The following is a 22,793-nucleotide window of genomic DNA, read 5'->3' on the forward strand; positions in this document are numbered from 1 at the left end:
CAGGTCTTCGGAGGTCCTGAATGAGTCATTCAAGACACCGGCAGCAGCGGGCGGCGGTGTCAGCTCTGGCCGTGGATCTCCGTGGCCCGCTCCCAACCCGACGGCAGGCGGCTGACGTTCAGCGCGTGGTCGAGGCCGCTGTCCGCCAACGCGCGCCGGACGATCCGGTTGTCGCCAGTGACGATCCTCAGGGTCGCGTTCTCGCGGACCGTTCTGGCCTGGATGCCGCCGAGGGCGGCGAGGCCCGCCGAGTCGAGGAGGTCGACCTCGGACAGGTCGAGCACGAGGACCGGGAACCGGCGGTGCGCCCACGTGCTCAGCGCCGAACGGAGCTGAGCGGCGCTGTCTTCGTCGAGGGCGCCGCGGATCTTCACCATGACCGCGCCGAAGTACGGGCGGACGACCTGGATGTCGAACGGGCTGCGCGGCTGGCGCGCCGACGGCACCACGGGGATCGCCGTCGCGGGGGGCTGGACGACTAACATTTTTCCACGCCTCATTCGAAGATGGCGTGACGAACGGGTCTCACCGGCCCGCTCGAACGCTGGCGACTCGGGGGGCGGCTGCTGCTTGCTGAACCGCACTTCGCAGCGTAGCCCTTGATCCAAACGGCGCAACCCCGCCAACGGCCGAACCGGGCGCCCCCGCATGCGAAGGGCATCTTCGCAGGTTAAACCACCCATCCGGGTGACGTTCCCGTCGCGGCACCCCGCCCTTGACACCGGCGCGCCCACTGCGCATCCTGGATGCATATCAGGTTTCCTTATATCCGACGCCGAGACCTTTCCGCAGAGCACCACACTTCGCCACCGTCCGTAGCAGGAACCCTGTCACCGGTGACAAGGAGACGAAAGCCGTGACCCGATCCCCCGGCCCGGCCGATTTCGGCCTGGGCAGCTGGCCCGCGCGGCGGGCCCGGATCTCGCCGGACCGCACCGCGCTCGTCGACGAAGGCGGCCAAGACCGCACGCTGACGTACGCCGCACTCGCCGAGCGCGTCGAGCGGCTGGCCGGCGCGCTGACCCGGCTCGGCGTGCGCCCCGGCGACCGGGTGGCCTACCTCGGCGTCAACGCCGTCTCCGTCTTCGAGGCGCTCTTCGCCACCGCCCGCTGCGGCGCGCTCTTCGTCCCGCTCAACTACCGGCTCGCGGGCGCGGAAATCCGGTACATGCTCGAAGACAGTGGCGCTTCGATCCTGGTGCACAGCCCCGACACCGACGCGCTCATCGCGGCGGCCGGCCCGCTGCCGGTGCGGCACGTGCTGGCGACCGACCCGGCGTCGTGCCCGGCCGGCGGGCTGGACTACGAGACCGAACTCGCCGCCGGTGGTCCGCCGCCGGAGACCGGGGTCCGGCTCGAAGACCCGGGCCTGCTGCTCTACACCTCCGGCACCACCGGACGTCCGAAGGCCGCGGTCCTCACCCACGGCAACCTGACCTGGAACACCGTCAACCAGCTGGCCCACCTCGACGTCCTGGGCACCGACAAGGCGTTGTGCATCGCGCCGCTGTTCCACTGCGTGGGGCTGGGCCAGGTCACGCTGCCGACGTTGTTCAAGGGCGGCAGCGTGGAACCGGTCGCGAAGTTCGACGCGGGCGCGATCCTCGGCCGGATCGGCGCGGCCGGGATCACCAGCTTCTCCGCCGTCCCGACGATGCTGGACATGCTGAGCCGCCACGAAAACTGGGACAGCACGGACCTGAGCTCGCTCACCTGCGTCCTCTACGGCGGCTCGCCGGTGGCCGAGCGCGTCGCCCGCGCCTGGCTCGACCGCGGCGTGCAGCTGCTGCAGGGTTACGGCATGACCGAAGCCGCGCCGGGCGTCTCGATGGCCACCCACGAGGGCACGCCGGCCCACCCGGTCGCGGCCGGCGTGCCGCACTTCTTCACCGACGTCGCCGCGCTCGGCGCGGACCTCGTCCCGGCGCCGCTCGGGGCGACGCCCGCCGAGCTGCTGGTGCGCGGCCCGCACGTCTTCGCGGGTTACTGGAACCGGCCCGAGGAATCGCGAGCGAGTTTCGTCGCGGACGACTGGTTCCGCACCGGGGACGTGGTCCGCGTCGACGACGACGGCTGGGCCCACGTCGTCGACCGGGTCAAGGACGTGATCATCTCCGGCGGGGAGAACGTCTACCCCGCCGAGGTCGAGGCGGTCGCGACGCAGCTCGACGACGTCGACGCGTGCGCGGTCGTCGGCGTGCCCGACGCGCGCTGGGGCGAGGTCGGCGCCGCCTTCGTCGTCCCGCGGCCCGGGTCCCGGCTCGACGAAGCGGGCTTCCGCGCCCACCTCGAACAGCACCTCGCCCGCTACAAGGTTCCCCAGCACATCCAGTTCACCGATGCCCTGCCCCGCAACGCCACCGGCAAGATCCGCCGCGTCGAACTCCGCGCGCGGGCCGCCGACGCCTTCCCGAACGGACCCGCATGACCGCCCCTCTCCTGCCCAATTCCCTTCGCCTCGAGCTGCACGACGAGATCGCCGTGCTGCGGCTGGCCCGTCCCGAGAAGCGCAACGCCCTCGACGACGCCACCGTGCTCGGCCTCGAAACGTTCTTCGGCGCCCCGCCCGCCGGGGTCAAGGCCGTCGTGCTCGACGCCGTGGGCGAGCACTTCTCGGCCGGACTCGACCTGGCCGAGCTCACCGAGCGCGACGCGTTCGAGGGCCTGACGCACTCGATGATGTGGCACCGCGCCTTCGAGCGGCTCGAACGCGGGCGCGTCCCGGTGGTCGCGGTGCTCAAGGGCGCGGTCGTCGGCGGCGGCCTGGAACTGGCGGCCGCCGCGCACATCCGCGTCGCCGAGGCCTCGGCGTTCTACGCGCTGCCGGAGGGCCAGCGCGGCCTGTTCGTCGGCGGTGGGGCGTCGGTGCGGGTGCCGCGGCTGATCGGCGCGCACCGGATGACCGACATGATGCTCACCGGCCGGGTGCTCGACGCCGACGAAGGCCACGCCGCCGGGCTCTCGCACTACCGCGCGGACAACGGCTTCGAGCACGCCATGGACCTGGCCCGCAAGATCGCCGCGAACTCGCCGATCACGAACTTCGCCGTCCTGCAGGCGCTTCCCCGCATCGCCGAGGCCAACCCGGCCGAGGGGTACCTGATGGAAGCGCTGATGGCGGCGATCGCGAGCGGCAGCGCCGAGGCGAAGGAGCGGATGCAGGCGTTCCTGGAGAAGCGGGCGGGGAAGGTCGGCCGATGACCGAGATCGACCGCTACCTGGCCTGGCTCGCCGACCGCGGTCACGCGTTCGACGGCTACGCGGCGCTGCACCGCTGGTCCGTCACCGACCTCGACGGCTTCTGGTCGTCGATCAAGGACTTCTTCGGCGTCCGCTTCCACTCCCCCGCGACGGCCGTCGTCCCGGACCCCCGGATGCCCGGCACCGAGTGGTTCCCCGGCGCGACCCTCAACTACGCCGAGCACGCGCTCGGCGGCCCGGCGGACGAAGTCGCCGTCATCGCGTACTCCCAGACGCGCGAACGCGCCGAGCTGACCTGGGGTGAGCTGCGCGACCAGGTCGCCCGCGCCCGCGCCGGGCTGCGCCGGCTCGGGGTCCGGCGCGGTGACCGGGTGGTCGCGTACCTGCCGAACATCCCGGAGACCGTGGTCGCCTACCTCGCCGTCGCGAGCCTCGGCGCGATCTGGGCGTCCTGCGCCCCGGAGTTCGGCGCCCGTTCGGTGGTCGACCGGTTCGGCCAGATCGAGCCGCGGGTGCTGCTCACCGTGTCCGGCTACCGCTACGGCGCCAAGGACGTCGACCGCCGCGCCGAGGTCGCCGCCATCCGCGCCGGCCTGCCGACGGTCGAGCACGTCGTCCACGTTCCCTACGGCGAGCACGACCTCCCCGGCACCACGGCGTGGCGCGAGCTGCTCGCCGAGGGCGCGCCCGGGTTCGAGCCGGTCGGGTTCGCGCACCCGCTGTGCGTGCTGTTCTCCTCCGGCACCACCGGGAAACCGAAGGCGATCGTGCACGGCCACGGCGGCCTGCTGCTGGAGCACCTCAAGAACCACGGCCTCAGCTGGGACCTGCGCCCGGGCGACCGGATGCTGTGGTTCTCCACCACCGCCTGGATGATGTGGAACGCGCTCGTCTCGGGCCTGCTCACCGGCGCGTCGATCGTGCTCGTCGACGGCAACCCGCTGCACCCGGACCTGGCGTGGCAGTGGCGGCTGGCCGCCGAAACCCGCGCGACGCTCATGGGCGCGAGCCCGGGTTTCCTGATGGCGTGCCGCAAAGCGGGTCTCGATCCGGCCGCGTCGTTCGACCTGAGCGCGCTGCGGCAGCTCGGCGCGGCGGGCAGCCCGTTGCCCGCCGAGGGCTACCACTGGGTGCGGGACGTCTTCGGGCCGGACGTCCTGCTCAACGTCGGCAGCGGCGGGACCGACGTCTGCAGCGGGATCGTCCAGGGCGGCCCGCTGCAGCCCGTCGTCGCCGGCGAGATCTCCGGGCCGTGCCTCGGCGTCGACGCGAAGGCGTTCGACGAAGCCGGGAACCCGGTGGTCGGCGAGCTGGGCGAGCTGGTCATCACCGCGCCGATGCCGTCCATGCCGGTCGGGTTCTGGGGCGACGACACCGGCGAGCGCTACCGCGAGACGTACTTCGACACCTACCCCGGGGTCTGGCGCCACGGCGACTGGATCCGGTTCTCCCCCGAGGGCAGCTGCGTCATCGCGGGCCGCTCGGACGCGACGTTGAACCGCGGCGGGGTCCGGCTCGGCACCGCCGAGTTCTACGCCGTCGTCGAGGAGCTGCCGGAGGTCGAGGACTCGCTCGTCGTGCACCTCGAAGACCCCGCGGGCGGCAACGGCGACCTCCGGCTGTTCGTCGTGCTCCGCGACGGCGCCTTGGACGCGGCGCTGCGCACGAAGATCGCGACGGCGTTGAAGAGCGCGCTGTCGCCGCGGCACGTACCGGACACGATCACCGCCGTCCCGGCGATCCCGCGCAACCGCACCGGGAAGAAACTGGAGCTACCCGTGAAGAAACTCCTGCTCGGCGCCCGGCGCGAGGACGTCGTCGGCGCGGACGTGCTGGCCGATCCCACGGCGCTGGACCACTTCGGGGCGCGCGCATGACCACCGTCGCCGTCGTCGGCACCGGCGTGATCGGCGCGAGCTGGGCGAAGCTCTTCCTCGCCCACGGCCTCGACGTCGTCGCCACCGATCCCGCGCCCGGCGCCGAAGAGCAGTTGCGCACCGCCCTGGAAGGCACGGCGCTCGACCGGCTGCGGTTCGTCCCCGACGCCGGCGAAGCCGCGGCCGCGGCCGACTTCGTGCAGGAGAACGGCCCGGAGCGCGAAGACGTCAAGCACGCGCTGTTCGCCGTCCTCGACGAAGCCGCGCGACCGGACGTGGTCCTGGCGAGCAGCTCGTCCGGGCTGCTGCCCAGCGTCATCGCGCGCGGCTGCCCGCGCCACCCCGAGCGGGTCGTCATCGGGCACCCGTTCAACCCGCCGCACCTGATCCCGCTCGTGGAGGTCGTGCCCGGCCGCGACACCGCGCCCGAGGTGGTCGACCGGGCCGTGGCGTTCTACACCTCGGTCGGGAAACGGCCGATCCGGCTGGCGCGCGAGGTGCCCGGCCACATCGCGAACCGGCTGCAGGCCGCGCTCTGGCAGGAGGCGTACTCCCTCGTCGAACGCGGAGTCGCGACCGTCGCGGACATCGACACGGCGATCGCGTACGGGCCCGGGCTGCGCTGGGCGGTGCTCGGGCCGTTCGCCAACCAGCACCTCTCCGGCGGCGCGGGCGGCCTCGCGCACGTCCTGGCGCACCTCGGGCCGCCCACCGAAGAGTGGTGGCGCGACCTCGGCCGCGTCCACCTCACGCCGGAGCTCGCCGAGACGCTCGTCGCCGGCGTCGACGCCGAGCTGGCCGGCACCGACCAGCAGTCCCTCGTCGCCGCGCGCGACGCCGTCCTCGGCGGCCTGCTCGCCGCCAAGGCCGCCCAGCCCGACCTGCCCTGACTGGAGTTCCCGTGGACCTTTCCGCACTGACCGCCATCGACGTGCACACCCACGTCGAGCAAGACGGCCACGGCTGCTTCGCCCTCGACCAGGAGCTCCTGGACGCGTCGGCGAAGTACTTCCGCGCCGACCAGGACCGCACCCCGACGGTGGGCTCGATCGCCGAGCACTACCGGGCGCGGAACATGGCCGCCGTCGTCTTCACCGTCGAAGCGCCGTCCGCCACCGGGCACCCCGCGCTGTCGAGCGAGGAGATCGCCGACGCCGCCGCCGAGCACGCCGACGTGCTCATCCCGTTCGGCTCGGTCGACCCGCACGCGGGCAAGGCCGCGGTCGCCCGCGCGCGGCGGCTGGCCGGCGAGCACGGGGTGCGCGGGTTCAAGTTCCACCCGAGCCTGCAGGCGTTCGAACCGAACGACGTGCGCTTCTACCCGCTGTACGAGGCGATCCAGGAGCTGGGCGTGCCGGCGCTGTTCCACACCGGCCAGACCGGGATCGGCGCCGGGCTGCCCGGCGGGCACGGCATCAAGCTGCGCTACTCGAACCCGATGCTGCTCGACGACGTCGCGGCCGACTTCCCGGGCCTGACGATCATCCTGGCCCACCCGTCGGTGCCGTGGCAGGACGAGGCGATCTCGGTCGCGACGCACAAGGCGAACGTGTACATCGACCTGTCGGGCTGGTCGCCGAAGTACTTCCCGCCCCAGCTGGTCCGCGCGGCGAACTCGCTGCTGAAGCGGAAGGTCCTGTTCGGCTCGGACTTCCCGGTCATCACCCCGGACCGCTGGCTCGCCGACTTCGCCGCGCTCGACCTCAAGGACGAGGTCCGGCCGTTGATCCTGAAGGACAACGCGATCCGGGTGCTCGGCCTGGCTTGAGCAGGTTTGTCCGTACTCCCGCCGGGCACCCGATGCGTTCGGGCTCGTGACGGGAGGCATCGTGGCGGACGGGGACGTGCACACCTATTTCGAGGACGGGCTGTGGAAGAACCGGCTCGAAGGCGGGACCCGGGCGTCCAACACGTCCCCGCGCCGCGTCGACGCCGTGCTCGCGGGACGGCAGCTCGCGAAGAAACGCCGCGTCTGCCACGTGGTCCACACCCCGCAGGGCGAGGTCGAAGCCGAACGGGACTACCGGCGCCGATAGTCCACAGTAGACGCTCTCACGGCCGGGCCAGCACCGCCCACACGACCTTGCCGCCGGACCGCACCCGGCTGCTCCCCCACGACTTCGCGACCTTGGCCACCATCCGCAGCCCGAGCCCCGCGTCGAGGGCGTCCAGCTCCTCGCGCAGGACCGCGGGCCGCGCGTTGCCGTCGGCGACCGCGATCCCCAGCCCGTCACGACGCAGCTCCACCTGCAGCCGGGGCTCGGAATCGGTGTGGCGGAGCGTGTTTTCCACGAATTCCGTGGCGATCAGGGCGGCGTTCTCGGCCAGCCCGGGGACCAGCCACTCCGCGCACACGCCCTCGACGAACCCGCGGGCCCGGACCGAGGTCCGCGCCGTCCGGCTGAGCACCTGCTCGGCCCGCCGCCGCACCGGCCGCCTCAGCGAGGCTTCCGCGGCGGCGAAGTCGCGGTAAACGGCTACGCCCGCGCGCGCGGCGAGCGCCCGCTGTCCCGGCCGGTCGGTCACCAGCGCGAACGGGACCGCCGGCCAGTCGGCGACCCGCAGCGCGGTCAGCGCGAACACGCGAACCAGCGCCGGGTCGCGGAGTTCGAGCCCGCCGATGTCGATCACGACCGCGTCCCCGGCGTCCGCCGCGAATTCGAGCAGCCGGTCGCGCAGCCGCGGGTAGGTCGTGCGGTCGAGCACCCCGCCGACCGACGCCCGCGCGATCGCCCCCTGCCGCGGGACGAGCCACACCGAAGGGTGCCGGGCGAGCATCGCCACCACCTCCTGGGGTTCAGCCGGTCGGATAACCGCCGCGGGACCGGACAAACGCGACGATGTGTGATCCGGCGCGCCCGTGGGTAGCCGGGGTACAGCCGACGTGAGGAGCCTGCCATCGCCACCGCGGTCCTGTTCGACGTCGACGGCACGCTCGTCGACTCCAACTACCTGCACGTCCACGCGTGGCACCGCGCGTTCGCCGAGCTCGGCCGCGCGGTCGACTCGTGGCGCGTGCACCGGGCGATCGGCAAGGGCTCGGGCAAGCTGCTGAGCACGGTGCTCGGCGAGGACGACGCCGGCCGCGTCGGCGACGAGGCGAAGGAGCTGCACAGCCGGTTCTACCTGGAGACGGCCGACCTGCTGCGCCCGTTCGACCGCGCCCCCGACCTGGTCCGCGCCCTGGCCGCCCGTGGCGTCCGCGTGGTGCTGGCGACGTCGGCGGGCCCGGACGAGCTGAAGGCCCTGCGCAAGGTCCTCGACGTCGACGATGTGGTCACGGCCATCGTGTCCGGCGCCGACGTCGACGCGACCAAACCCGACCCGGAGCCGGTGTACGCGGCCCTCGAGCGAGCGGGGACGGCACCGGAGGAGACGGTGTTCGTCGGCGACGCGGTGTGGGACGTCCACGCGGCGGCGAAGGCGGGTGTCCGGACGGTCGCGGTGCGCTCGGGCGGGGTGAGCGAGGCGGAGCTGACCGAGGCGGGGGCGGTCGCGGTGTACGACGATGCGGCGGCGTTGCTGGAGGGGCTCGAGGAGAGCGTGCTGCTCGGCTGATCTCGTGGTGCGTTACGACCCGGCGGTCCGCGCACCTGACGGCAGCATTTTTCTGCCCATTTTCCGCCGGGTGAGTCCGGCGATTTCGTCGTGCCCGGAGATCCCCTTGCCGACGCTGCTGATCTATCTGTCACCGATGCCGCTGCTCATCTCGATCTTCGGCGTGGTCTCGATCGTCGCCCTGGAGCAGCTCAAGTCGATCTTGGCCACGTTGCCGCCCGCGGAGGCCGAAGTCATCGTCCTGCGGTTCGGGTTGCGCGACAGTATCCCGCGCTCCCGTGCTCGATGTGGCCGCCGCCGGGTCGGGGATCTCGCGGCCGCGTGCCGCTTCACGGGCCGCATTGTTCGCGGTCTGCTAGGGTCAACGGCCTCGGCTCACTGCCTCTGCTGAACCAGGATCGAGGGCAATGGAGAACCTGAGCTACGACGTCGCGATCTCCTTTGCCGACGAAGACCGGGCGCACGCCGAGAATCTGGCGGAAATGCTGCAGATCGCCAACGTCCGCGTTTTCTACGATCGCCACGAAGAAAGTCGTTTGTGGGGCGAGGACCTGCCCGCGCACCTGGGCGAGGTGTACAGCACAAAAGCTCGGTACTGCGTGATGATCATCTCACGGCACTACGCCGAAAAGAATTGGACGCGACACGAACGCCGCTTCGCGCAGGCGCGCGCCCTTCAGGACGAATCCGCCTACATCCTCCCCGTGCGCCTGGACGACACCGAAGTGCCCGGCCTGCCGTCGACCGTGGGGCACGTCGATCTTCGCCGGACCACGATGGACCACGTGGTCCGCCTCATCCTCGAAAAACTCGCGGAGACACCCGACCGGCCGCGCACCACCGGGAAATCCCTCACCGGGCTCCAGGCCTACGCCGCGGCGACCATAGCCGCCCACCGGAAGCCGGCGCGGGGACCGTACATCCCCCTGCGCGCCGCGTCCGCGTCCAGGACCGAACCCGTACCCGCCGACGAGCTGGCGGACGCGCTGATCGCGGACAAGGGTTCGAACTTCCTCGCCGTACTCGGGGGATACGGAACGGGCAAAACCACGCTGTGCAAGCACCTGCGGCTGAAGTACTGCCAAAAGATCGTCGACGACAGTGGTTTCAGCGTCGTTCCGGTGTACGTCGATCTCCGGCGCTCCGCACACCTCCTGCGCTCCCCCGATCCGCTTGCCGCGATCCTCGCCGCCTGCCGGCCGCCGGTACCCGACTCCGGCAGCGCCACCTACCTCCTCCTGCTCGACGGGTTCGACGAGATCCTCCACGACCGCCATGAAACAAACATCGGCACCCTGCTCGAAAACGAGTTTTCCGGCCGACAGGTGAAGATCATCCTGACCAGCCGGACGCATTTCTTCCGAACCGAACTCGACGCCGCGACGCGGATGGCGGCCGCGTCGACGACCAGCACCGGCCTGGTCGACCTGGAAGAAACCGTCCGGGCGGTGCAGCGAAACGCCGTGGAACTGATGCCGTTCAAACCGGAAGACGTGAAGACGTACCTGGAAGGGGTCTTCCCCGAAAATTCGGCGGAGTACTACGAAAAACTGCTTCGGATCTACGATCTCGACGATCTCGCCCGCCGGCCGATCCTGCTGGAGCTGATCGTTTCCGTGCTGCCGCGCCTGGACGAATCCGAGGTCTTCACCGAGGCCGACGTGTACGAGACCGCGGTCCGGCTGTGGTTCGACCGGGAGATCTGGCGCGGCATCGACCCCGCCCGCCTGCTGGAATTCATGAAGGCGTTGTCGGTGCAGATGTTCTACCTGAACCGGCTCGAACTCAACATCGACGAGCTGACCGGGCACATCCAGCGCGAGTTCGCCCAGTACATCCTGTCCAGGATCGACCTGGACCGGTTCGACGAAATCATCCGGACCAGTGGCTTCATTTCCCGCGACGCCGCCGGAAACTTCTCCTTCATGCACCGGTCGATCATGGAGTACTTCTTCGCGAAGTCCATGGAGGATCGAATCCGACGCGGCGAGCTCGGACTCATGCGGCGAGACGGGGTGGCACCGGTCAGTCCCTGGCTGTTCGACCGTGACGAGAACGAGCGGGAATCGATGCTCGACGACGCACGCGGGATCCTCGGCATCGAGTTCGGCAAATACCTGTTCCTGAGCGACGGGATCATCGAGCTGCTGGCCGGCAGTCTCAAGCACCGCTACCCGGACAACCCGGTGACGGTGGACGTCGCCAAGTTCGTTGCGGCGCGCAGCTCTTTCCGGGAGAAGGAGCGGCGCCTCGAGCGGATCGCGAACGCCATCCGAAGCGGAGAACCCGAACCCGCTCCCGTGCCGGATCAGGACGATCTTCCGGAGATCACCATGATCGGCGGGGGCGGGCGGATCTACTACAACACCGAGGTGTACGAGTTCTCCCTTCTGGTCGGCGACGGAGACGACCCCGACCGGTGGACGTTCCTCCTGAACAAATCGGTGAGCTGGCGCCACACCTAGCCGCCCTTGCGGGCCACCAGCCGCTCCACCAGACCGAGCTTGAACCGCTCCCGCCGCTCCACCGCCAGCCCCACCGCTTCCACCAGCCGCAACGGCCGCCGCCGGAAGTGCTCGCCCGCCAGCGGCACGCTCGCCAGCTCCAGCAGCCACTGCGCCACCCGCACCGGCCACGACGTCGACACCACGTGATCGGCCAGGATCAGCCGCCCACCCGGGCGCAGGACCCGCGCCATCTCCGCCACCGCCGTCGCGGGGTCGGGGATCGCGCAGAGGCCGAAGGTGCAGACCACCGTGTCGAAGGAGGCGTCTTCGAACGGCAGGGCCTGGGCGTCGCCCTGGCGCAGCGTCACCGGGCGGGCCGGCTCGCGGGTGCGGGCCACCTCGAGCATGCCTTCGCTGAGGTCGAGGCCGGTGAGCGTCACGCCGGCCGGGTAGCGCGGGAGGTTGAGGCCGGTGCCGACGGCGACCTCCAGCACGTCGCCGCCGGCCTGGCCGCAGGCCCAGTCCCGTGAGTCGCCGAAGAGGCGCCGGTCCCAGAAGTCCATCTCCGCGTCGTACGTCGCCGACTTCCGGTCCCAGTACCGCCGCCACCGCTGCGCCTTCGTCATCCCCTCAGCGAAGCACGAACCCGTCAGCCGAACATGCCGGGCGCGTACGAGCCGCCCTTCTGGTGCACGATCACGGCCAGCCGGTTGGCCGAGTTCATCTGCGCGACCAGTGCGACCAGCGCGGCCGTCCGGTCGTCGTCGTAGTGCTTGCGCACCCGCTCCCAGGTGTCGTCGGAGACGCCGGGGTGCGCGTCGGCGATCCGGGTGCCCTCCTCGGCCAGCGCCAGCGCCGCCTGCTCGGCCTCGGTGAACACGGTGGCTTCGCGCCAGGCGGCGACCAGGTTGATCCGCACCGAATCCTCGCCCGCGGCGGCGAGCTCCTTCGTGTGGATGTCGACGCACCAGCCGCAGCCGTTGATCTGGCTGACGCGCAGCGACACCAGCTCCTGGGTGATCTTCGGCAGCGGCGACTGGATGATCGCCAGGCTCGCGGTGCCGAACCGCTTGGCGAACTTGGCGCCGATCTCGTTGTCGGTCAGGGTGAAACGGGGTTCCATGATCTCGTCCTTCCGTCGGAACCGGACGGCCAGGAGATGCCGGGCCACCCCGGACTCGTGACAGTGACGACCGTCACGGTCACAGCGCGGGCCCGCCGAGCATCGGGTGGGAAAGCGGACGAAAGGAGGAGCCGATGGCCGACCCCGCCACCGAGGCGTTCCTCGCCCACCGGAACCTGCTGTTCACCGTCGCCTACCAGCTGCTGGGGTCGGCGGCCGACGCCGAAGACGTGCTGCAGGAGACGTGGCTGCGCTGGACGGGTGTGGACCTGGCCGAGGTGCGCGACCGGCGCGCCTACCTGGTGCGCGTCACGACCCGCCAGGCCCTGATGCGGCTGCGGACGCAGGCCCGGCGCAAGGAGTCCTACGTCGGCCCGTGGCTGCCGGAGCCGCTGCTGACCGCGCCCGACGTCGCCGAAGACGTCGAACTCGCCGACAGCGTCTCGATGGCGATGCTGCTGGTCCTCGAAACGCTGACGCCGGCCGAGCGCGCGGTGTTCGTGCTGCGCGAGGTGTTCGACGTCGGCTACGACGAGATCGCCGAAGCCGTCGGCAAGAGCGCGCCGGCGGTCCGCCAGATCGCGCACCGCGCCCGTTCGCACGTCGCCGCCCGCCGGCCGCGCGGCCGGGTCTCCGCCACGACGTCCCGGGACGCGCTCGAGGCGTTCCGGCACGCGGTCGAGACCGGCGACCTCCGGCAGCTGCTGGACATCCTGGCCCCGGACGTGGTGTTCCTCGGCGACGGCGGCGGCGTCGTCCAGGCGGTGACGGCCCCGGTGACGGGCGCGGCCGCGGTGGCCCGCCTGCTCACCGCGGGGATCGGCACCTTCGCGACCGGGACGCTGACCCCGGCGCAGGTCAACGGCCACCCGGCCCTGATCCTGCGCCGGGGCGGCGAGGTCGACACGGTGCTCGCGCTGCGCGTGGACGACGGCCTCGTCACGGGCCTGTACGCGGTGCGGAACCCGGCGAAACTGTCCCGCCTGGACGACGAGACCCCGCTGCGCCGCTAGCGGTGCTGCTCCTTGAGGTCCCCCGCCTTCACCCCGACGAGCAGCACGCCGACCGCCACCAGCACGATGCCCGCGCTGATCACCAGGCCCAGTGACAGGCTGCCGGTCGCCGACTGGATGAAGCCCAGCAGGGACGGCGAAGCCGCGGCCGCGAACGAGCCCATCGACGTCACCACCGCGATGCCGGTCGCCGCGGCGCGGTCGCTCAGGTAGATCGACGGGATCGAGTAGAACACCGTCAGGCCCGAGTAGTGCGCCGCCGCCATCACCGCGAGCAGGACGACCACCACCAGGACGCTGCCGCCGGAGAACGCGAGCGCGAGCATCGCCGCGGCCGCCACCAGCCAGCTGACCGCCGCGTGCCAGCGGCGCTCCAGTGTCCGGTCGGAGTGGCGGCCGACCAGCAGCATCACCGCGATGCCGAGCAGCGGCGGGATCGCCGAGAAGAAGCCGAGGTTCAGCACGTCGCCGACGCCGGCCTCGGCGATGATCCGCGGCGTCCAGTACGAGACGGCGTTGGCCAGCGTGTAGGCCCCGCAGGCGCACAGGCCGAGGATCCAGACCTTCGGGTCGCGCAACGCCGAGAGCATGCCGCCGCGGTGGGACGCCGAGTCCTGCTTCGCGGTCCGCTCGGCCGCCAGGTCGGCCTCGACGAGCGTCTTCTGCGCCGGCGTCAGCCACTTCGCCTGCTGCGGCCCGTCGGCGAGGAAGAACGCGACCGCGACGGCGAGCAGGATCGGCGGGATGCCTTCGATGAGGAACAGCCACTGCCAGTCGGCCAGGCCGGCGACGCCGCCGAGCGCGTGCATGATCCAGCCGGAGACGAGCGAGCCGAGCACCCCGGAGACCGGGACGCCGATGAAGAACACCGCGGTCATCCGCGTCCGGCGCGCAGACGGGAACCACCGCGACAGCAGGTAGAGCGCGCCCGGGAAGAAGCCCGCTTCGGCCACGCCGAGCAGGAACCGCGCGAGGTAGAACGTCAGCTCGTCCTGGACGAACAGGGTCGCGATCGTGACCACGCCCCAGGTCGCCATGATCCGGACCAGCGTCTTGCGGGCACCGATCCTGGCCAGCAGCGCGTTGCTCGGGACCTCGAAGAGGATGAACCCGACGAAGAACAGCGTGACGCCGAGGCCGTAGACCGCCGAGCCGAAGCCGAGGTCGCGCTTGAGGCCCTGCTGCGCGATGCCGATGTTCGTCCGGTCGATGAAGCTGACCACGTAGCAGACCACGAGCAGCGGCATGACCCGCAGGGCGATGGTCCGGTAGGTCGACGCGCGTCCGGCGTCACCCACCGCGGGGGGCCGTCCGGTGACGGCGGGCTGTTCGGCCATCGCTACTCGACTCCTTCGTCAGGCGGGGCGTGCGGCAGCAGTGTCGGCATCCAGTGTTGAGTTTGTCAACACTCGGTCGGTAACGGCTACGATGACCGGCATGGCGGAACGCGTGGACGGCCGAGACCTCGTGCCCATTACGGGACTCCTCTCCTACCGGCTCTCCCGCACGTCGTCGGCGATGTCGCGCAGCGCCGCGCTGCGCTACCGGCGGGAGTTCGACGTCAGCCTCGGCGAATGGCGGGCGATTTCGCTCATCGCCGCCGACCCCACCCTCACCCTGAACCGGCTGGCTCGCCGCGCCGGGCTCGACAAAGCGCAGATGAGCCGCGTAGTCAGCCGCCTGACCGAGCGCGGCCTAGTGGACCGGACGGCCGGCTCGGGCCGCACCTCGCAGCTGGCGCTGACCACCGAGGGCACCCGGGCCTACCGGGGCCTGATCACCGCGGCCAACGAGCGCGACGCCGAGTTCCTCGCCGCGCTGACCCCCGAAGAGGCGGCGACGCTGAGCGGCGCGCTCGACAAGCTGGCCGACCTGGCGCTGGCCGTCGAGGAACGTGAGCGCGCCCACTCCTGTTGACTTTGTCAACACAGCCGCGTAGATCTGGAGCCACTGAACGAAAGGTGGCCCGATGTCCGACGCCGTCACGCTCTGCGAGTGCTTCGCCCGCGACGGGCTGCAGCACGAGCCGGAGTTCGTGCCGACCGAGACCAAGGTCGCGCTGCTCGATTCCTTCGCGGACGCGGGGTTCCGGCGCATCGAAGCGACCAGCTACAGCCACCCGGAGCGGGTGCCCGGTTTCTCGGACGTCTCCGACGTCCTGGCGCGGATCCGGCGCCGCCCCGGCGTCGGGTTCAAGGCGACCTGCCCCAACCCGCGCGCGGTGCGGCGCGCGCTGGCCGACCTCGACGCCGGGCACGGCGCCGACGAGCTGAGCCTGCTGGTCTCGGCCACCGAAAGCCACACCGAACGCAACCTGCGCACGTCGAGAGCCGGGCAGTGGGAGCGCGTCACCGAGATGGTCGAGCTGGCCGGCGGCCGGTTCAAGCTGGTCGGCGTCGTCTCGGTGGCGTTCGGCTGCCCGTTCGAGGGCGCGGTCGACCCCGGCCGCGTCGCCGAGGACGTCGCGCGCTTCGCCAACCTGGGCGCCGACCTCGTCACCTTGGGCGACACCACCGGCGTCGCGACCCCGCCGTCGGTCCGCGCGCTCTTCAAGCGCCTGGACTCGAACGTGCCGGTGGTCGCGCACTTCCACAACACCCGCGGCACCGGCATCGCCAACGCCGTCGCGGCGCTCGACGCCGGCTGCCGGAACTTCGACACCGCGATGGGCGGCGTCGGCGGCCACCCGTCGGCGATCTCCTACGGCGCCGGGCTGACGGGCAACGTCTGCACCGAGGACCTGGTCGGCCTGTTCGCCGCGATGGGCGTCGAGACCGGGATCGACCTCGACCTGCTCGCCAAGGCGTCCGCCGCCTGCGAAGCGGCGCTCGGCCGTCCGCTGCACAGCATGGTGGCGCGTGCCGGCTTCACCCCGACCCCGAACCAGGAGAACCCGTGACCGTCATCGCCGAGGACCACGGCGCCGTCCGCGTCCTGACGCTGAACCGGCCCGAGAAGCTCAACGCGTTGAACACCGCCCTCACCCGCGACCTCAGCGAAGCCTTCACCGCGGCCGACGCCGACCGGGACGTCCGCGCGCTGGTGCTCACCGGCGCCGGCCGCGGCTTCTGCGCGGGTGCCGACCTCGGCGAATTCTCGGAGCTGACGCCGGAGCACGCCGACGCCGTCCTGGAACGCGCCGCGCTGACCGCGAAGCTACAGGTGCAGGCGCGGCAGCTGCGGATCCCGGTGGTCGCCGCGGTCCGCGGGGCGGCCGTCGGCGGCGGCGCCGGACTCGCCCTCGGCGCGGACATGGTCGTCGCGGGGTCCGACCTCAAGTTCGGCTACCCCGAGCTGAAGCACTCGATCGTCCCGGCGCTGGTGATGACCGGGCTCGTCCACCACCTCGGCCGCAAGCTCGCGTTCGAGCTGGTCAGCACCGGGCGCCTGCTCACCGCGGCCGAGGCGTTCGAGCACGGCCTGGTCAACCGGGTCGTCGCGCCCGAGGAGATCCTGCCCGCCGCGCTGGAGGTCGCCGAGCACTGGGCGAAGGTCGAGCCGCGGGCGATCGCCGCCGCGAAGGACCTCTTCTACCGCGTCGCCGACCTGCCGACCGATGCCGCGATGCGTGCCGGGCAGGACGTCAACGCGCTGATGCGGGGGTTCCGCGCATGACCGGCCCGCTGACCGGCGTCACCGTCCTCGACTTCTCCCGCGTCCTCGCCGCTCCCCTGGCCACGCAGATCCTCGCCGAGCTGGGCGCGACCGTCGTCAAGGTCGAGCGCCCGGGCTCGGGCGACGAGACCCGCGGCTTCGAACCCCGCCTGCCGCACGGCGAAAGCGCGTACTTCTTCGCCTTCAACCGGGGCAAGAAGTCCGTGACCCTGGACCTCAAGGACCCCCGCGGCCAGGAGGTCGCGCGGCGGCTGGCGGCCGAGGCCGACGTCGTCGTGGAGAACTTCCTGCCCGGCGCGCTGGACCGCCTCGGCCTCGGGTACGCGGACCTCTCCGCCGCGAACCCCGGGCTGGTCTACGTGTCCGCGACCGGCTTCGGGCAGACCGGCCCGGACCGCGACCGCAAGGGCTACGACACCGTGTTCCAGGCGCTGTCCGGCGTGATGGCGATGACCGGCGAGCCGGACGGTCCGCCGTCGAAGACCGGGATCCCGGTGGCGGACCTGACTTCCGGGCTCTGGGTGGTCATCGCCGTCCTTTCCGGACTGGCCGGGCGCGCGGCGACCGGGCAGGGGCGCCACCTCGACGTGTCCATGATGGACGTCCAATTGAGCCTGCACGCGCTCAACGCGGCGCGGCTGTTCGCGCTCGGCGAGGACCCGGTGCGGACCGGCACCGAGCACCCGGGCCGCGTGCCGTCGGCAGCGTTCCAGGCCGGGGACGGGGAATGGCTGCACATCAGCGGCAGCGACCAGCACTGGGGTCCACTGTGCACGGTGCTCGGGCTCGACGACCTGGCCGCGGATCCCTTGCTGCGGAACAACTCCGGCCGCGTCGAGCAGCGGGCGCGGGTGATGAAGGCGCTGCGCGGAGCGATCGCCCGGCACGATCGGGACGCGCTCGTGAAGGAGCTGCGCGCGGCCGACGTCCCGGCGGGCGCGGTCCGCTCGGTGCGGGAGGCGCTCGCGGATCCGCACGCCGTCGCCCGCGGCGTCGTCGGCGAGTTCACCCACCCGGCGGAGGGCACGTTCCCGGCGCTGCGGACGCCCCTGCGGGAGACGGGCGGCGCGCCGTTGCCGGTGGGCACCCCGCCCCGGCTCGGCGCCGACACCGACGACGTCCTGACCGGCCTGGGCCTCGGCCCGGCCGAAATCGAGGGCCTGCGGGCCGCGGGGGTGATCCGATGACCGCGCGCGTGCGGGTGAGCGTGACCGACGGGATCGCCCGGGTCGAGCTGACCCGGCCCGAGGCGCGCAACGCCGTGGACCTGCCGATGTGCCACGAGCTGCGGGAGGCCTTCGAGTCACTCGGCGACGACGTCCGGGTGGTGCTGCTGAGCGGGCGCGGGCCGGTGTTCTGCGCGGGCGCCGACCTCAAGGAACGCACCGGCAAGGACGCCGCGTGGGTGCGCCGCCGCCGGATCGCCTCCTTCGCCGCGTACGCCGCCATCGAGGCGTGCCCGGTGCCGGTCGTCGCCCTGGTCCAGGGCGCGGTCGTCGGCTCCGGCGGGGAGATCACCCTCGCCGCGGACTTCGCGCTGGCCGCTTCGGGGACGGTCTTCCGGTTCCCCGAGCCGCACTGGGGTACCGTCGGCGCGACCCAGCGCCTGCAGCGCGCCATCGGCAAGCGCCGGGCCAAGGAGCTGCTGTTCACCAACCGCGCGCTCGGCGCCGAAGAGGCCGCCGAGCTGGGCGTCGTCACCCGGGTCGTCCCGGCGGACGCCCTCGCCGCGGCCGGCGACGAAACCGCCGCGAGCATCGCGAAGGCGCCGCCGCTGGCCATTTCGCTCACCAAGCGCGCGGTCGACCTCGGCGCGGAAACCGACCTCGACCGCGGGATCCGGATCGAACTGGCCGCGATCGAACAGTGCCTCGCCGACGGCGGCTGGCGCGACGGCGTCGCCCGCTTCACCGCCGGGAACGGAGAACCGCGATGACCGACCTGCGCACCGCCTGCCCCCTCACCACGCACGAAGTCCTCGCCCGCGCGGCCCTGCTCGCACCGGACGTCGAAGCCGTCGTCACCGGCTCCGAACGCGTCACCTACGGCGAACTGGCCGACCGCGTCTCACGGGTCCGCGCCGGGCTCGCCGCCGCCGGGATCGGGCGGGGCGACCGCGTCGGGATCTGCCTCGGCAACGGGCCCGACTGGGTGGCGCTGTTCCTGGCGATCGGGGCGGCGGGCGCGGTCGCCGTGCCGGTCAACACCCGGTTCACCGCCGGCGAAGTCCGCTACACCCTCGAACACGCCCGCGTCCGGACGCTGTTCGTCGCGTCCCGGGTGCTCAATGTGGACTTCGCCGCGATGCTGCGGGAGATCGGCGTCGAGACCCTCCCCGCGCTGGAGTCGGTGGTCGTGCTCGGCGACGACGTGCCGGCGTTCGCCTCGTCGTGGGCGGACTTCCTCGCCGCCGGCTCGGACGTGCCGCCGCCCGCCGGTGCGCCCGAGGACATCCTGCTGGTGCAGTACACGTCCGGCACGACGTCCCGGCCGAAGGGCGTCCTGCTGACCCACCGCAGCATGTGCGCCGACGCGTTCTTCTCCGGCGCGCGGATGGGCCTGCGCCCCGGCGACCGGTTCCACTCCGCGCGGCCGTTCTTCCACGTCGCCGGCAGCACGCTGTCGGTGCTGGCGTCGCTCCAGCACGCCACGACGCTGGTGACGATGCCGAAGTTCGAACCCGAAGAAGCCTTGCGGCTGCTGGAAACCGAGCGCTGCACGCACTTCTCCGGCAACGACACGATCGCGCTGCTCCTGCTCAACCACCCCTCCCGGCCTTCCCGGCAGCTGTGCCTGCGCGGGGCTTGGGTGGCCGCGTCGCCGACGGTGATCCGGCGGGTCATCGACGAGCTGGGCGCGCGTGAATGCGTTGCGGGCTATGGGCTTTCGGAAGCTTCGCCGAACGTCGCGCAGTCGGCGTGGTGGGAGCCCGAGGAGATCCGCGCGTCCGGCGCGATGGCCGTCGAACCCGGCGTCGAGGTGCGGATCCGCGCCCTCGACGGCGACCGGGACTGCGCGCCCGGCGAGCCCGGTGCCGTGCTGGTGCGCGGCTGGAACGTGATGGCGGGCTACCTCGACGACCCGGTGAAGACGGCCGAGACGATCGACGCCGACGGCTGGCTCGCCACCGGCGACGTCGGGCTGCTCGACGAAACCGGGCGGTTCCACTTCACCGGCCGCACCAAGGACATCATCCGCGTCGGCGGCGAGAACGTGGCCCCGGCCGACATCGAAGACACCCTGCACCGGCACCCGATGGTGCGGCAGGCGGCGGTCGTCGGCGTGCCGGACGCGCGGCTGCTCGAGGTGCCGTTCGCGTTCGTCGTGGTGACCGGCCCCGGCGTCTCCGAGGCGGAGCTGCTGGGCTGGGCGCGCGAACGGCTGGCGGGCTTCAAGGTGCCACGGCACCTGCGGATCGTCGAGGGCTTCGAAGGGATCGGGATGACCGCGAGCTCGAAGGTGCAGAAGAACCGGCTCGCCGCGCACGCGCGTTCCCTGCTGGAGCGGGCATGACGCGCATCTCGACGTCCGTCACCGGGCTGCTGGGGATCGACCTGCCGATCGTGCAGGCGGGGATGTCGTGGGCGTCGTCGTCTTCGGCGCTCCCGGTGGCGGTTTCGAACGCGGGCGGCCTCGGCGTGGTCGCGGCGGGCCCGATGCGGCTGCCCGACCTGGACCGGGTGCTGACCGAGGTGGCCGCGGGCACGTCCCGGCCGTGGGCGGTCAACCTCCCGCTGTACCGCGCGGGCGTCGACGAGGTGATCGAGCTGGTGCTGCGGCACCGGCCGCCGGTGCTGATCGCGTCGCAGGGCGGTCCGCGGCGGTACCTGGACCGGTTCCACGGGATCGGGACGCGCTGCCTGCACGTCGTGGCCGGGGTCGCGCACGCCCTCAAGGCGGCCGACGCCGGGGTCGACGGCCTGGTCGTCGTCGGCGCCGAGGCGGGCGGCCACCCGCCGCCCGCGATGGTGACGACGTCGGTGCTGGTGCGGGCGGTGGCCCGCGCGGTCGACCTGCCGGTGATCGCCTCCGGCGGGATCGCCGACGGCGCGGGCTTGGCGGCGGTGCTCGCCCTCGGCGCGGGCGCGGCCCAGTTCGGCACGCGGTTCCTGGCCAGCGCGGAGGCGTCGGTGCACAACGCGTACAAGGCGGCCGTGGTCGCGGCCGGGGTGGACGGCACCCGCACGGTGGGACACGGCCTGGGCGTGATCCGTGCCCTGGACAACGACTTCACCGCGCGGATGCTGGCCCTGGAGGCGTCCGGCGCCGAAGAAGACCTGCGGCGCAAGACTTTCCAGGCAGCTTCCTTGCGCGATGCCGCACTGCACGGCGACGTCGCCGAGGGGAAGCTCGAAGCGGGCCAGTCGGCCGGGCTGGTCGACTCCGTGCTGCCCGCGGCCGAGATCGTGGCCCGGATCGTGCGGGAGTACCGGACGGCGCGCGCCGGACTCCCGCCGATCACCTGAGCGTCACTCGGCGGCGGCCGCCAGGATCACCTCGGCGACCACACCGGGCTGCGACACCGCGACGGCGTGCGAGGCGTCGATCCGGCGGACCGTCGACTTCGCGCGCTCGGCCATGAACTCCTGCGCGGCGGCCGGGATGGCGTTGTCCTGGTTGGCGATCAGCGTCCACGAGGGCAGCTTCGACCAGGCCGGGGTGCCCTCGAACGGCGCGGCGAGCGCCTGCTGCGCGACGGCCCGCTGGGTGACGGCCAGGACGGCGGCGGTCCCGGCGGGGACGTCGCCGGCGAAGACCTCGGCGAAGTCTTCCGGCTTGATCGACAGCTCGGGGACGTCGTTGTGCACCAGGACGTTGGTGGTCTCCGGGCCGAGCTTGGCGCCCGGGTAGCGGCCGGACAGCTCGAAGACGCTCTCCCCCGCGTCCGGCTGGAACGCGGCGATGTAGACCAGGGCGCGGACGTTCGGCGTCTCGGTGGCGGCGCGGGTGATCAGGGCGCCGCCGTAGGAGTGGCCGGCCAGGACGACGGGGCCTTCGACGGCGTTGACGACGTCCGCGACGTAGGCCGCGTCGGACTCCAGGCCGCGGAGCGGGTTCGCCACCGCGACGACCGGATAGCCGTTCTCCTGCAGCTTCGACACGACGCCGGTCCAGCTGGAGGAGTCGGCGAAAGCGCCGTGGACCAGGACGATGGTGGGCTTGCTCATGGCGGGCTCCTTGAGAGAGAACGATCAGTCTTTCTGCCCCTCGAACTCTGCTCCGATTCGCCGGGCCGCGCAATGTGACGTAGCCGATCTGGCAGAACGACCAGTCTTTCTCTATGCTGGCGGGATGACGTCTGCCTCGGTGCACCCGAAGGACCGGTTGCTCGCGACCGCGTCCCGGCTGTTCTACGCGGAGGGCATCCACGCGGTGGGCGTGGAACGCCTGGTCTCGGAGGCGTCGGTGACGCGGGCGACGTTCTACCGGCACTACCCGACGAAGGACGACCTGGTCGCGGCCTACCTGACGGAGACGAGCCACCGCATCCGCGAGGCGGTCGACGCGGCCCGCGCGGGCAAACCCCCACGCGAAGCCCTGGCGGCGGCCCTTTCGGTGGTGGGCGACGCGACGTGCGGCGAGGACTTCCGAGGCTGCCAGTTCCTCAACGCGGCGGCGGAGTACCCGGACCCGGAGTCCCAGGTCCGGAAGGTGATCGACGACCACCGCCAGTGGTTCTTCGAGGTGCTGCGCGGCGAAGCGGCGGCGCTGGGCCACCCGGAACCGAGCCATGCGGCGCGGGTGCTGGTGTTGTTGCGCGACGGGGCCCTGCACGGTGGCGAGCTGGATGACGCGGAGACGGTGCGGGCGACGTTGCGCCGGGCGGTGGAGGAGTTCTTCCCCGCCTGAGCGCGCTCCGGACGTCATGAACGACAGAGAGGATGGGGGTGAGCACCTCCCGCCAGGGTCTGACCCTATGAACGACTGACCCTTGGGTCTTTGACGGGATGTGTCGGCC

At 72.1% G+C, this 22,793-nt stretch carries 24 protein-coding genes; 18 read left to right on the forward strand and 6 right to left on the reverse strand.

Annotated elements, in window-relative coordinates; all coding sequences use genetic code 11:
- Window positions 1-59 precede the first annotated feature (59 nt).
- Window positions 60-485, reverse strand: coding sequence for an STAS domain-containing protein (locus EIY87_RS12320; RefSeq protein WP_125307837.1), 426 nt, complete (start codon window positions 483-485; stop codon window positions 60-62).
- 371 nt (window positions 486-856) lie between these two features.
- On the opposite strand from EIY87_RS12320, the gene EIY87_RS12325 reads away from it, so the two are divergent.
- The 6 genes from EIY87_RS12325 (at window position 857) to EIY87_RS12350 (ending at window position 7,114) form a co-directional block, all read left to right on the forward strand.
- Entirely contained in the window at window positions 857-2,428 is a 1,572-nt protein-coding gene (locus EIY87_RS12325; RefSeq protein WP_125307838.1) for an acyl-CoA synthetase, read from the forward strand.
- Window positions 2,425-3,201 carry a crotonase/enoyl-CoA hydratase family protein gene (locus EIY87_RS12330; protein WP_125307839.1) on the forward strand — a complete coding sequence of 259 codons (777 nt, stop codon included), beginning with the start codon at window positions 2,425-2,427 and terminating at the stop codon, window positions 3,199-3,201. The genes EIY87_RS12325 and EIY87_RS12330 overlap by 4 nt, the downstream gene beginning before the upstream one ends.
- Complete coding sequence (locus EIY87_RS12335) at window positions 3,198-5,078, forward strand: acetoacetate--CoA ligase (RefSeq protein WP_125307840.1); 1,881 nt, start codon at window positions 3,198-3,200, stop codon at window positions 5,076-5,078. Before EIY87_RS12330 ends, EIY87_RS12335 begins: the two co-directional genes overlap by 4 nt.
- Window positions 5,075-5,968 (forward strand): 3-hydroxyacyl-CoA dehydrogenase NAD-binding domain-containing protein, encoded by an 894-nt coding sequence (locus tag EIY87_RS12340; protein ID WP_125307841.1) that lies wholly within the window; start codon window positions 5,075-5,077, stop codon window positions 5,966-5,968. The genes EIY87_RS12335 and EIY87_RS12340 overlap by 4 nt, the downstream gene beginning before the upstream one ends.
- 11 nt (window positions 5,969-5,979) lie before the next feature.
- Window positions 5,980-6,846: a 4-hydroxyphenyl-beta-ketoacyl-CoA hydrolase gene (couO, locus tag EIY87_RS12345; protein ID WP_125307842.1), complete on the forward strand. Its 867-nt coding sequence runs from the start codon at window positions 5,980-5,982 to the stop codon at window positions 6,844-6,846.
- Window positions 6,847-6,907: 61 nt separating this feature from the next.
- On the forward strand, window positions 6,908-7,114 hold the full coding sequence (locus EIY87_RS12350; RefSeq protein WP_125307843.1) for a DUF2188 domain-containing protein: 207 nt from the start codon (window positions 6,908-6,910) through the stop codon (window positions 7,112-7,114).
- Window positions 7,115-7,130: 16 nt separating this feature from the next.
- Here EIY87_RS12350 and EIY87_RS12355 read toward each other — a convergent pair whose 3' ends face one another.
- A complete protein-coding gene (locus tag EIY87_RS12355) occupies window positions 7,131-7,856 on the reverse strand; it encodes an ATP-binding protein (RefSeq protein WP_125307844.1) in 726 nt (241 codons plus the stop codon).
- 135 nt (window positions 7,857-7,991) lie between these two features.
- Here EIY87_RS12355 and EIY87_RS12360 point away from each other — a divergent pair, with 135 nt between their 5' ends.
- From EIY87_RS12360 to EIY87_RS12370, 3 genes are read left to right on the forward strand one after another with little or no spacing between them, the layout of a single operon-like run.
- Complete coding sequence (locus tag EIY87_RS12360) at window positions 7,992-8,636, forward strand: HAD family hydrolase (RefSeq protein WP_225439845.1); 645 nt, start codon at window positions 7,992-7,994, stop codon at window positions 8,634-8,636.
- Window positions 8,637-8,640: 4 nt separating this feature from the next.
- Complete coding sequence (locus EIY87_RS12365) at window positions 8,641-9,027, forward strand: hypothetical protein (protein WP_125307846.1); 387 nt, start codon at window positions 8,641-8,643, stop codon at window positions 9,025-9,027.
- Window positions 9,028-9,043: 16 nt separating this feature from the next.
- Window positions 9,044-11,101: a TIR domain-containing protein gene (locus EIY87_RS12370; protein ID WP_125307847.1), complete on the forward strand. Its 2,058-nt coding sequence runs from the start codon at window positions 9,044-9,046 to the stop codon at window positions 11,099-11,101.
- Here EIY87_RS12370 and EIY87_RS12375 read toward each other — a convergent pair.
- Window positions 11,098-11,709 carry a class I SAM-dependent methyltransferase gene (locus EIY87_RS12375; RefSeq protein ID WP_125307848.1) on the reverse strand — a complete coding sequence of 204 codons (612 nt, stop codon included), beginning with the start codon at window positions 11,707-11,709 and terminating at the stop codon, window positions 11,098-11,100. The genes EIY87_RS12370 and EIY87_RS12375 overlap by 4 nt on opposite strands.
- Before the next feature lie 23 nt (window positions 11,710-11,732).
- Window positions 11,733-12,206: a carboxymuconolactone decarboxylase family protein gene (locus EIY87_RS12380; protein ID WP_125307849.1), complete on the reverse strand. Its 474-nt coding sequence runs from the start codon at window positions 12,204-12,206 to the stop codon at window positions 11,733-11,735.
- 134 nt (window positions 12,207-12,340) lie between these two features.
- Here EIY87_RS12380 and EIY87_RS12385 point away from each other — a divergent pair, with 134 nt between their 5' ends.
- Entirely contained in the window at window positions 12,341-13,219 is an 879-nt protein-coding gene (locus EIY87_RS12385; protein WP_125307850.1) for an RNA polymerase sigma-70 factor, read from the forward strand.
- Here the strand turns inward: EIY87_RS12385 and EIY87_RS12390 are convergent.
- Window positions 13,216-14,556 (reverse strand): MFS transporter, encoded by a 1,341-nt coding sequence (locus EIY87_RS12390; RefSeq protein ID WP_125307851.1) that lies wholly within the window; start codon window positions 14,554-14,556, stop codon window positions 13,216-13,218. The two genes, EIY87_RS12385 and EIY87_RS12390, sit on opposite strands and share 4 nt — an antisense overlap.
- Window positions 14,557-14,656: 100 nt before the next feature.
- Here EIY87_RS12390 and EIY87_RS12395 point away from each other — a divergent pair, with 100 nt between their 5' ends.
- The 7 genes from EIY87_RS12395 to EIY87_RS12425 are packed head-to-tail and all read left to right on the forward strand — an operon-like array spanning window position 14,657 to window position 21,300.
- Complete coding sequence (locus tag EIY87_RS12395) at window positions 14,657-15,136, forward strand: MarR family winged helix-turn-helix transcriptional regulator (RefSeq protein WP_125307852.1); 480 nt, start codon at window positions 14,657-14,659, stop codon at window positions 15,134-15,136.
- Window positions 15,137-15,188: 52 nt separating this feature from the next.
- Window positions 15,189-16,118, forward strand: coding sequence for a hydroxymethylglutaryl-CoA lyase (locus tag EIY87_RS12400; RefSeq protein WP_125307853.1), 930 nt, complete (start codon window positions 15,189-15,191; stop codon window positions 16,116-16,118).
- Window positions 16,115-16,834, forward strand: a complete 720-nt coding sequence (locus EIY87_RS12405; RefSeq protein ID WP_125307854.1) for an enoyl-CoA hydratase/isomerase family protein — start codon at window positions 16,115-16,117, stop codon at window positions 16,832-16,834. The genes EIY87_RS12400 and EIY87_RS12405 overlap by 4 nt, the downstream gene beginning before the upstream one ends.
- Window positions 16,831-18,021, forward strand: a complete 1,191-nt coding sequence (locus EIY87_RS12410; protein WP_125307855.1) for a CaiB/BaiF CoA transferase family protein — start codon at window positions 16,831-16,833, stop codon at window positions 18,019-18,021. Before EIY87_RS12405 ends, EIY87_RS12410 begins: the two co-directional genes overlap by 4 nt.
- Window positions 18,018-18,770, forward strand: a complete 753-nt coding sequence (locus tag EIY87_RS12415; protein WP_125307856.1) for an enoyl-CoA hydratase/isomerase family protein — start codon at window positions 18,018-18,020, stop codon at window positions 18,768-18,770. The genes EIY87_RS12410 and EIY87_RS12415 overlap by 4 nt, the downstream gene beginning before the upstream one ends.
- Window positions 18,767-20,347, forward strand: a complete 1,581-nt coding sequence (locus EIY87_RS12420) for an AMP-binding protein (RefSeq protein ID WP_125307857.1) — start codon at window positions 18,767-18,769, stop codon at window positions 20,345-20,347. The genes EIY87_RS12415 and EIY87_RS12420 overlap by 4 nt, the downstream gene beginning before the upstream one ends.
- The gene (locus tag EIY87_RS12425; RefSeq protein WP_125307858.1) at window positions 20,344-21,300 is read left to right on the forward strand and encodes an NAD(P)H-dependent flavin oxidoreductase; all 957 of its coding nucleotides are present in this window, start codon (window positions 20,344-20,346) and stop codon (window positions 21,298-21,300) included. Before EIY87_RS12420 ends, EIY87_RS12425 begins: the two co-directional genes overlap by 4 nt.
- 3 nt (window positions 21,301-21,303) lie before the next feature.
- On the opposite strand, the gene EIY87_RS12430 is transcribed toward EIY87_RS12425, so the two are convergent.
- Window positions 21,304-22,002 (reverse strand): alpha/beta fold hydrolase, encoded by a 699-nt coding sequence (locus tag EIY87_RS12430; RefSeq protein ID WP_125307859.1) that lies wholly within the window; start codon window positions 22,000-22,002, stop codon window positions 21,304-21,306.
- 124 nt (window positions 22,003-22,126) lie between these two features.
- Here EIY87_RS12430 and EIY87_RS12435 point away from each other — a divergent pair, with 124 nt between their 5' ends.
- The gene (locus EIY87_RS12435) at window positions 22,127-22,684 is read left to right on the forward strand and encodes a TetR/AcrR family transcriptional regulator (protein ID WP_125307860.1); all 558 of its coding nucleotides are present in this window, start codon (window positions 22,127-22,129) and stop codon (window positions 22,682-22,684) included.
- The last annotated feature ends 109 nt before the right edge of the window (window positions 22,685-22,793 follow it).

The organism is Amycolatopsis eburnea (assembly GCF_003937945.1).
Taxonomy (GTDB): domain Bacteria; phylum Actinomycetota; class Actinomycetes; order Mycobacteriales; family Pseudonocardiaceae; genus Amycolatopsis; species Amycolatopsis eburnea.

Excerpts from the sequence above, each read along its gene's own strand:
- EIY87_RS12320 (WP_125307837.1), bottom strand. The coding sequence starts at position 485 with ATGTTAGTCGTCCAGCCCCCCGCGACGGCGATCCCCGTGGTGCCGTCG.
- EIY87_RS12330 (WP_125307839.1), top strand. The coding sequence starts at position 2,425 with ATGACCGCCCCTCTCCTGCCCAATTCCCTTCGCCTCGAGCTGCACGAC.
- EIY87_RS12335 (WP_125307840.1), top strand. The coding sequence starts at position 3,198 with ATGACCGAGATCGACCGCTACCTGGCCTGGCTCGCCGACCGCGGTCAC.
- EIY87_RS12340 (WP_125307841.1), top strand. The coding sequence starts at position 5,075 with ATGACCACCGTCGCCGTCGTCGGCACCGGCGTGATCGGCGCGAGCTGG.
- EIY87_RS12355 (WP_125307844.1), bottom strand. The coding sequence starts at position 7,856 with ATGCTCGCCCGGCACCCTTCGGTGTGGCTCGTCCCGCGGCAGGGGGCG.
- EIY87_RS12370 (WP_125307847.1), top strand. The coding sequence starts at position 9,044 with ATGGAGAACCTGAGCTACGACGTCGCGATCTCCTTTGCCGACGAAGAC.
- EIY87_RS12375 (WP_125307848.1), bottom strand. The coding sequence starts at position 11,709 with ATGACGAAGGCGCAGCGGTGGCGGCGGTACTGGGACCGGAAGTCGGCG.
- EIY87_RS12380 (WP_125307849.1), bottom strand. The coding sequence starts at position 12,206 with ATGGAACCCCGTTTCACCCTGACCGACAACGAGATCGGCGCCAAGTTC.
- EIY87_RS12385 (WP_125307850.1), top strand. The coding sequence starts at position 12,341 with ATGGCCGACCCCGCCACCGAGGCGTTCCTCGCCCACCGGAACCTGCTG.
- EIY87_RS12390 (WP_125307851.1), bottom strand. The coding sequence starts at position 14,556 with ATGGCCGAACAGCCCGCCGTCACCGGACGGCCCCCCGCGGTGGGTGAC.
- EIY87_RS12395 (WP_125307852.1), top strand. The coding sequence starts at position 14,657 with ATGGCGGAACGCGTGGACGGCCGAGACCTCGTGCCCATTACGGGACTC.
- EIY87_RS12400 (WP_125307853.1), top strand. The coding sequence starts at position 15,189 with ATGTCCGACGCCGTCACGCTCTGCGAGTGCTTCGCCCGCGACGGGCTG.
- EIY87_RS12410 (WP_125307855.1), top strand. The coding sequence starts at position 16,831 with ATGACCGGCCCGCTGACCGGCGTCACCGTCCTCGACTTCTCCCGCGTC.
- EIY87_RS12415 (WP_125307856.1), top strand. The coding sequence starts at position 18,018 with ATGACCGCGCGCGTGCGGGTGAGCGTGACCGACGGGATCGCCCGGGTC.
- EIY87_RS12420 (WP_125307857.1), top strand. The coding sequence starts at position 18,767 with ATGACCGACCTGCGCACCGCCTGCCCCCTCACCACGCACGAAGTCCTC.
- EIY87_RS12425 (WP_125307858.1), top strand. The coding sequence starts at position 20,344 with ATGACGCGCATCTCGACGTCCGTCACCGGGCTGCTGGGGATCGACCTG.
- EIY87_RS12430 (WP_125307859.1), bottom strand. The coding sequence starts at position 22,002 with ATGAGCAAGCCCACCATCGTCCTGGTCCACGGCGCTTTCGCCGACTCC.
- EIY87_RS12435 (WP_125307860.1), top strand. The coding sequence starts at position 22,127 with ATGACGTCTGCCTCGGTGCACCCGAAGGACCGGTTGCTCGCGACCGCG.